The sequence below is a fragment of the Bacteroides sp. genome, from assembly GCA_036351255.1.
Taxonomy (GTDB): Bacteria; Bacteroidota; Bacteroidia; order Bacteroidales; family UBA7960; genus UBA7960.
Genome location: JAZBOS010000147.1, coordinates 1 through 8,359 on the forward strand (window position 1 = coordinate 1; position 8,359 = coordinate 8,359).

Annotated in this window: 4 protein-coding genes; 2 read left to right on the forward strand and 2 right to left on the reverse strand. The window is 43.6% G+C overall.

Annotation, left to right across the window (positions count from 1 at the left end; all coding sequences use genetic code 11):
• Both secA and V2I46_14090 read right to left on the reverse strand, forming a co-directional pair.
• The coding region (gene secA, locus V2I46_14085; protein ID MEE4178630.1) for a preprotein translocase subunit SecA at positions 1 to 3,228 on the reverse strand (3,228 nt) is incomplete at its 3' end.
• Positions 3,229 to 3,388: 160 nt separating this feature from the next.
• Positions 3,389 to 3,610: a DUF2795 domain-containing protein gene (locus V2I46_14090; protein MEE4178631.1), complete on the reverse strand. Its 222-nt coding sequence runs from the start codon at positions 3,608 to 3,610 to the stop codon at positions 3,389 to 3,391.
• Between the two features lie 669 nt (positions 3,611 to 4,279).
• On the opposite strand from V2I46_14090, the gene V2I46_14095 reads away from it, so the two are divergent.
• Both V2I46_14095 and V2I46_14100 read left to right on the forward strand, forming a co-directional pair.
• On the forward strand, positions 4,280 to 5,953 hold the full coding sequence (locus tag V2I46_14095) for a tetratricopeptide repeat protein (protein MEE4178632.1): 1,674 nt from the start codon (positions 4,280 to 4,282) through the stop codon (positions 5,951 to 5,953).
• Positions 5,954 to 6,254: 301 nt separating this feature from the next.
• Entirely contained in the window at positions 6,255 to 8,186 is a 1,932-nt protein-coding gene (locus V2I46_14100; protein ID MEE4178633.1) for a T9SS type A sorting domain-containing protein, read from the forward strand.
• Positions 8,187 to 8,359: the final 173 nt, after the last annotated feature.

Genomic DNA, 8,359 nt, shown 5'->3' on the forward strand with positions numbered 1-8,359 from the left:
GCAAGGTTCGTTTCTTCCTACTTTCTTTTCAACCCTTACAGGTTCTGCTTTTCGTTGCCCGCCGCCTGGGACATCGCTCCGGCCTGTCTGCATGCGGCTCATATCAGTACGTTCAGGGGCAGCGGCGCGTTTCACCTGGTCGGCATTCTGTATGGGTAGACGGGCTTTCACCAGGAAGGCAATGATGTCCCTGTTCACCTTATTAAGCATCCGCTTGAAAAGTTCAAACGACTCAAATTTGTAAATTAACAAGGGGTCTTTTTGCTCATAGGCTGCACCTTGAACGGATTGCTTCAGATCATCCATTTCGCGCAGGTGCTCTTTCCAGGCATTATCGATGATGGCCAGGGTAATGCTCTTTTCAATGGAAAGGGCTACCTCACGGCCATTGGTTTCATAGGCTTTTTTGAGATTGGTGACTATGTTGATGTTTTTGATGCCATCAGTGATTGGAATGGCGATGTTTTCATACAATTCCGAAGCCTTCTCATACACGTCCTTGATGACCGGGAATGCGGAAGCGGCAATACTTTCATTCTTGGTCTTATAATTTTGTACAGCTTTTGCATACAGGGCATCCGTGAGCTTATCCGTTTTTTCGTCAAGGAGCTCTCTTTCAGCAAAAGGAGACTCCATGCCAAAGGTTTTCAGCAGGTTCATTTCAAATCCTTCGGGGTCGCCCTGGTCCTGCCCTTCGATGATCATTTGTTCGCAGGTGTCGTACATCATGTTGGCAATATCTACTGCCAGGCGTTCGCCGAACAGGGCGTTGCGGCGCTTACGGTAGATCACCTCGCGCTGAGCGTTCATCACGTCATCGTATTCCAGGAGGCGTTTACGAATACCAAAGTTGTTTTCCTCCACTTTTTTCTGGGCACGCTCGATGGATTTAGTGATCATTGAGTGCTGGATCACCTCCCCTTCCTGCAGACCCATGCGGTCCATGATCTTTGAGATACGCTCGGAACCAAAGACACGCATCAGGTCGTCTTCCAGGGAAACGAAAAACTGGGAGGAGCCAGGGTCACCCTGACGTCCTGCACGACCGCGCAACTGCCGGTCTACACGGCGTGATTCGTGCCGCTCAGTGCCAATGATGGCCAAACCACCGGCTTCTTTCACCCCGTGTCCCAGCTTGATGTCGGTACCACGACCAGCCATGTTGGTGGCAATGGTTACCGTGCCTGCCTGACCAGCTTCAGCAACGATCTGGGCTTCCTTTTGGTGCTGTTTGGCGTTGAGGATATTGTGCCTGATCTTGCGCAGGTTAAGCATTCGGCTTAACACTTCAGATATTTCAACCGATGTGGTACCTACCAGAACCGGGCGGCCTGCATTGACCAGGTCGTTAACCTCATCGATCACTGCATTGTATTTCTCGCGCTTGGTTTTATAAACAAGGTCTTCACGGTCATTTCTGACTACTGGGCGATGGGTGGGGACTACCACCACATCCAGCTTATAAATGTCCCAGAATTCGCCTGCTTCAGTTTCCGCGGTACCTGTCATACCGGCCAGCTTGCGATACATCCTGAAATAGTTTTGAAGCGTAATGGTGGCATAGGTCTGGGTGGCAGCCTCCACCTTTACGTTTTCCTTAGCTTCAATGGCCTGGTGGAGACCATCGCTGTATCGGCGCCCTTCCATGATACGCCCGGTCTGCTCATCAACAATCTTGACCTTGTTGTCGATAATCACATATTCGGTGTCCTTCTCAAACAAGGTATAGGCCTTCAGCAGCTGGTTTACGGTGTGTACCCGTTCACTTTTCACTGAAAAGTCACTTAACAGCTCGTTTTTCTTCTCCAGTCTCTCCTGGTGCGAAAGGTTTGATTTTTCGATCTCTGCAATTTCTGAACCCATATCGGGCAGGATGAAGAAATGCGGGTCGTCGGTTTGACTCGTGATCAGGTCAATCCCCTTTTCGGTAAGCTCAATAGAGTTGTTCTTTTCTTCAATGACGAAGTAGAGTTCATCGTCAATGATATGCATGTGTTTACTCTGCTCCTGCATATAGAAGTTCTCGGTCTTTTGCAGGATGGTCTTCATTCCGGGTTCGGAAAGGAATTTAATCAGGGCTTTATTCTTCGGGAGGCCACGATGGCAGCGGAGCAGGAGTTCACCGCCTTTCTTTTCATCGGTTTCACCTTCTTTTCCCGTAAGGAGTTTACGGGCATCTGCCAGCATACTGGTGACCAGCGAGCGCTGGGCTGAATACAGACGTTCAATCTTGGGCTTCAGTTCATGGAATTCATGCTTGTCGCCCTGCGGCGTGGGGCCAGAAATGATCAGGGGTGTACGGGCGTCATCAATCAATACCGAGTCAACTTCATCCACGATGGCATAATTGTGCTTGCGCTGCACCAGTTCTTCAGGATTGCGTGCCATGTTGTCGCGCAGGTAGTCGAAGCCAAATTCGTTGTTGGTGCCATAAGTGATATCAGCCAGGTAAGCTTTCCTTCTTTCCGTTGAGTTGGGTTCGTGCTTGTCGACGCAGTCAACTTTAAGGCCGTGGAACTCGAACAGCATTCCCATCCATTCCGAGTCACGCTTGGCAAGGTAATCGTTGACTGTAACGATATGGACACCTTTCCCGGGAAGGGCATTGAGGTATACCGGCAGGGTAGCCACCAAGGTCTTGCCCTCACCCGTGGCCATCTCGGCAATTTTACCCTTATGCAGGTGGATCCCTCCAATAAGCTGCACATCATAATGCACCATATCCCAGGTGATGGTGTTTCCACCTGCAACCCACTGGTTTTGGTAAACCGCGGTGTTGCCATTGATGTTAATGCTGGGGCGAAAGGCAGCCAGGTCACGGTCCATTTGGGTAGCCGTAACCTTAACTTCATTATTCTCCTTGAAACGGCGGGCGGTTTCTTTGATAACCGAAAAAGCTTCTGGTAGAATTTGTTGAAGCAACTCTTCCGTTTTCTCGTCTTGTGTTTTCTCAAGGCCATCGATCTGGTTGTAGAGGCGTTCCTTCTCCTCCACATCCATGGCAAAGTTCTCTTCGATCTGCTTGCGCAACTGGTTAATCTGCTCCTGTTCACCCATTACATTCTCGCGAATACGCTGGCGGAACTCCTGGGTCTTAGCGCGCAACTGATCGTTGTCAAGGTTCTTTATGCTCTCGTATGCCTGAAGGGTCTGGTCGAGAAGGGGTTTGATTTCACGGAAGTCGCGTTCGGCTTTACTTCCAAAAAGTTTTTTGATAAAACTGGGCATAATATTTCAGAAATCGATAATGTTTAAAGCAAAGCATTTTTTAGGATTTGCAAAGGTAATCCAAATAGCCCAAAAAATAAAGCAAACAGCAAGGTTTCTAAGGGTAAAAAAAAGCCGGCTGAGGCAGCCGGCTTTACATTGTTTTTCTTCATCCAATAAGTTAATACTCATCCTCGTGAAAAAAGAAATCATCCTTTGTGGGGTAATCGGGCCAAATGTCTTCAATACTTTCGTATACATCGCCCTCATCTTCGATTTCCTGCAAGTTTTCTATGACTTCCATGGGAGCCCCTGAACGAAGGGCATAATCTATCAGCTCTTCTTTGGTGGCAGGCCATGGAGCATCTTCGAGTTTTGAGGCTAATTCAAGCGTCCAATACATATTCAGTATCCGGGATTAAATTTTTTGCAAAAGTATGTTTTTTTCAATAACAACCAACTTTTTTATCAAATGTTTTGGGCGAAAGTGATTTACCACTGGTTTTTAAAATAAACCCATTGGTTATTGATATTCTGAAACAATGGCTCAGCAGCGAACTTCCCCACTGAAAAGTCTTCTGCGTCATAATACCCGGAAACGCAGAGATGTGGAATATGTTCAATATTTCATAAAGTATTACGCTAAATTATTTAAATTCCTGAGAAATCAGAAAACAGGAGTAAATAGCCGTTGGTTCTTATCTACACAGCCCCCCTACTCTGCCTAAGTATTATATTTGTTTTCCATGAAGAAGTTCCTTTCGGAATTCTAACAGGACCTGAACATCTTTGGAGTTTAGACGTAGTTAAGACGTAGTTAACACGTAGTTAAAACGTAGTTTATACGGTTTTGCACGTCTGAACTACGTTTTAACTACGTGTTAAGTCCGTTTTAAATCAGCCTTAATAATGCAGGGAGAACACCAATTATTAAGCTAACCCGGGGCTTCTCTTTGTTTCCTTCAGGCTTTTTGAAGGAACTTCCCGTTTATTATACTTCAAAGGTTTTTTAATAGAAAGGGGCATAAATGAATTTCCCTATATTTGTAAATCAATCAGAAAACACTCACGGATGCAGTTCACTGGAATCAAAATTTCCTTCACCATTTTCGTTATGGTATGTTGCCTGTCTGGCTATGGACAGCATAAGGAAGTGCTTGATTCATTGTTTTTTGAGCTTGAAACCACACGAGGGGATTCGGCGAGGGTTTCTGTTCTAAACAACATTTCTGTGACATACTCTTCATTCGATTTGCCGCTGTCATTACAATATGCGGAGGAAGCTCTGAAAGTGGCTGAAAGCTCAAAAAGCCAGTCCCTTTTGGCACAGGCTCGTATGAGCGTGGGCAATATTTGCTTCTTGCAAGGTTTGTATGACCTTTCGGTAAAACATTACCACGGGGCTTTGAATATTTACAAAGAATTAGGAAACCGGGAGGGTATTGCCCATGCTTTGACGAATCTGGGGGGAGTGCATCTTCAACTTCATAAATTTGAGGAGTCGAAGGATTATTTTGACCAATCCTTGCAATTATACCTGGAGGTGAGTGATGAAAGGGGTGATACCATCCCTCCCTATCCTGTTGTTTCCATTTACAACAACCTTGGCATAGCTTTCGAAAACCTTAATGATTACAATAAGGCCATTGAATACTACCTCCGGGGCATCAGCCTGGCAAATCGAATACCTTCGCAGTGGAGGAACCTTGCCATGCTGTATAACAACATTGGCAGCAGCTATATGAAAAGTGGCCGACCCGACGAAGCCCTTGAAAACATGGAAGAGGCGCTGAGGATCAGGAAGGAAAAGTTTGATAAAACAGGTGAGGCCTCTTCTTACCGAATGATTGGGCTGCTTTTGAAAGGCCAGGAAAACTTCACGGGGGCTCTGGAGAATTTTAACCGTGGATATACGCTGGCCGCTGAAGTGGGCAGTACGCCTCTGCTTTCTGCCATTAGCGAGCAATTATTTGAGATTTATCAGTTGCAAAACCAGGTGGATTCTGCTTTAAAATATCACCTGCTTTTTAAGGAATTTTCCGATCAGTTGAAAAACGAAGAAACCCTGAGGGAACTGACCCGGATGGAGATTGTATCGCAATACCAGGAGAAGGAAAGGATTCAGCAAATAGAACAGCGCAGGCGGGCGCTGAGGCAGCTTTCCATTTCGATTGTTCTGGTCCTGTCGGTCATCATTTTTGGATTACTTTATTTCCTTTCGCAAAGCAGGCTTCGCAGGCTGAACCTGATAAACAAGAACATTCAGCTGGCTTCCGAGAATGCTGAGCTTGAGCGGGAAGCCCTTTCGAAGGAGCTGGAACTAAAAAACAAGGAACTAACTACAAATGTGATATACCAGATCAGGAAAAATGAACTGATCAACAGTATCGCTGAAAAACTGATGACCAACAGCCCAAAATTCCGAAAGGAAAATCAGCTGTTGATCGGTGAGATCATTAAGGATCTTGAAAATTCCCAAAAGGATAACATCTGGCAGGAGTTTGAATCGCGTTTTCACCAAGTTCACAACCAGTTTTACGAAAAACTCAATTTGATAAACCCAGAACTGTCGCCTAACGAGCGGAGACTTTGTGCTTTTCTGCGGCTCAACATGTCGACCAAAGAAATTTCGGCCATTACGGGTCAGTCGCTCAGAAGCATCGATGTGGCCAGGACCCGTTTGCGCAAAAAACTCAATCTTACCAATTCAGATCTGGGCTTGATCGAATATCTTTCAGGTATATAAAAAACTGAAAATCAGCCTTTTAAAATTTTTTGTAGTAAAAATGTAGCAACGATTTTTAATTGTTGTTGCAATTAAGTGCAGGCCCTTTTTTTGCTTTCGGCTTTGCGCAGCAATAATATTGCAAAAAATTTATCATGAATGCCTCTTCCAAAATCCCCAAAAAAAAACCGGTATCATCAAAAAGTCTGGAAGAATTCCTGGATTTGAATGAGGCCAAAACCAGGGCTTTGAAAAAGCTCCTCAAACTCATTGAAGATGACCAGTTAATGGCTGACAAGGCCACAAATAAAAAAACAAATCCATGAAAGGAAAATTTTTACTTTTTTCACTATTTCTTGTTTCTGCCATACTTAATAAAGGGTTTTCGCAGCACACCTATGCCGAATTGGCAAAGCATATTGTTGGAAATGAAAGTACCTCATTTAACAATATTTTATTCGACGGTGAGACCATTATTGCCAATGGGTATTGGTTCCTTGAGGCGGAGTATGATGGCCTTGAATTGCCTTACCATGTGGGTAGCAATGGATTGATTGTTAAAAAGGATTTAGAAGGGAATATTATCTGGCATTCCACCATGACAGGTGACGACTTTGACACATTCTTTGATATTGCACTCGATAGTGAGAACAACATTATTGCAGCGGGATGGTCATCCTCAAATGAATACATTGCAATTAACGGGGATACTATTTATGAGCCCGATATGGAGTGGACTCAAAGAGGAGTTGTTGCCAAGTTTTCAGGAGACGATGGAAGTTTAATTTGGTTTAAAGTGATAAACCCCGGTGAAGCCTATTTAAACTTGTCCCTAACCAAGGTTGGCGTTGATGCAGAAGACAATGTTTACATTTCAGGCTATTCCAATACGGGTTTTGACATTGAGGGGGTTCAGTTTCCTTACACCCAGGATGGTTGGGGCAGCTTAACCTTTATGGCAAAATTAGACCCAGAAGGCTCCATTATTTGGGGTAAACAATTCCATTTTGTTGAGGAAGGCAGTGCAGGATGGTCAATGCCAAGGTCAATTGAAGTTTATAATGAAGAAATCTACTTTGCCTTTCAATATTCAAAACCAGTTATTGCAGGTGATGAATTACTTCCTTATGAAGGGAATGGCGATTTCGACTGGATTGGGCTTGTAAAATTATCTAGCCAGGATGGACAGGTTATCAATACAAATGCTTATGGTAGCAGTTCCGATCAGAACATTGCCAGTTTAAAATTTGATAATGATGGCAATGTTTTGATAGCCGGGTTCTTTACTTCCGGGTCGGATTTTAGCATACATGGAGTTACCCCTATGTCGTATGGCACAGAAGACGGCTATGTGGCGAAGCTTACCAATGATTTCGAATTGATTTGGCTGCGAAGCATGGGAAGTGAGTTTTCATCAAGATGTTTTAACCTCTCATTTAGTCAGGATAATAGAATCTTTGTGGGAGGAGGTTTTGATAGCTTTACCCCTCTTTACTTTGAAGGACATAAGCTGATTGATGAGGAAAGCCCGACAAATAGCCTGGCAATGTTTCAGGTAGTATTGGATGAAAATGGTGAGTTTGAAAAGGCATTTGCCCTTCATGGAGAGGATATCTACTCAATAGTTGAATACAAGAGTTCAGTTGTTTTAGACAATGATTTTGTGATGGCGGTGGGTGCATCGGTGGACAATGTAAGTTTTGTTGAAGGCATTCAATTCTTCTCTGACCATTGGGCTGGCTTTTTTATTAAGTGGGACCTTTCAAAAGAGTTTTATAAAATTTTCTTCGAGATACAGGATGAGGATGGGAATGCTCTGGACAATGCCATTGTAACACTTGAAGGTACTATAAATCCTTTCAATAATCACTCTTTCTTTCAAATTGATCATGGAGTTTATGGCTATACTATAACGCTTGAAGGATATAATAATTTTGAAGGGGAAGTGGTAGTAACCGATCAGGATGTTGTAGTCCCTATAACATTGACATCAGCCAGTACAGCCATAAACACGGTAATTTCTCCATCCATTAATGTTTTTCCCAACCCCGCAAAAACATTATTTTCCATTGTTTCAGATGCGATCATTGAAGAAATCAACATTTACAACATTTTAGGAATGGAAGTTTACCATCAGAATTTTAAATTAAACTCAGCTCAGGTTAATGTTGAAGGCCTTTCTGATGGTTTACATACAGTCCTTATCAGGACTCAACATGGAGTATCGACCCAAAAGGTTCTCATTGTAAAATAAAATGAAAAATGACCTCTATTGCGAGTTCGTTAAATCCCTGCTAAAATCAAACGATCTGGAAGAATAACCTGAACTGAATGATGATAAAAACCGGTCCTTATAAAGTTGTTTTTTTATCAGAATTATTAATTGAATGCTTTCAGGGATTTTTGACAAAACAAACATGAATTAAA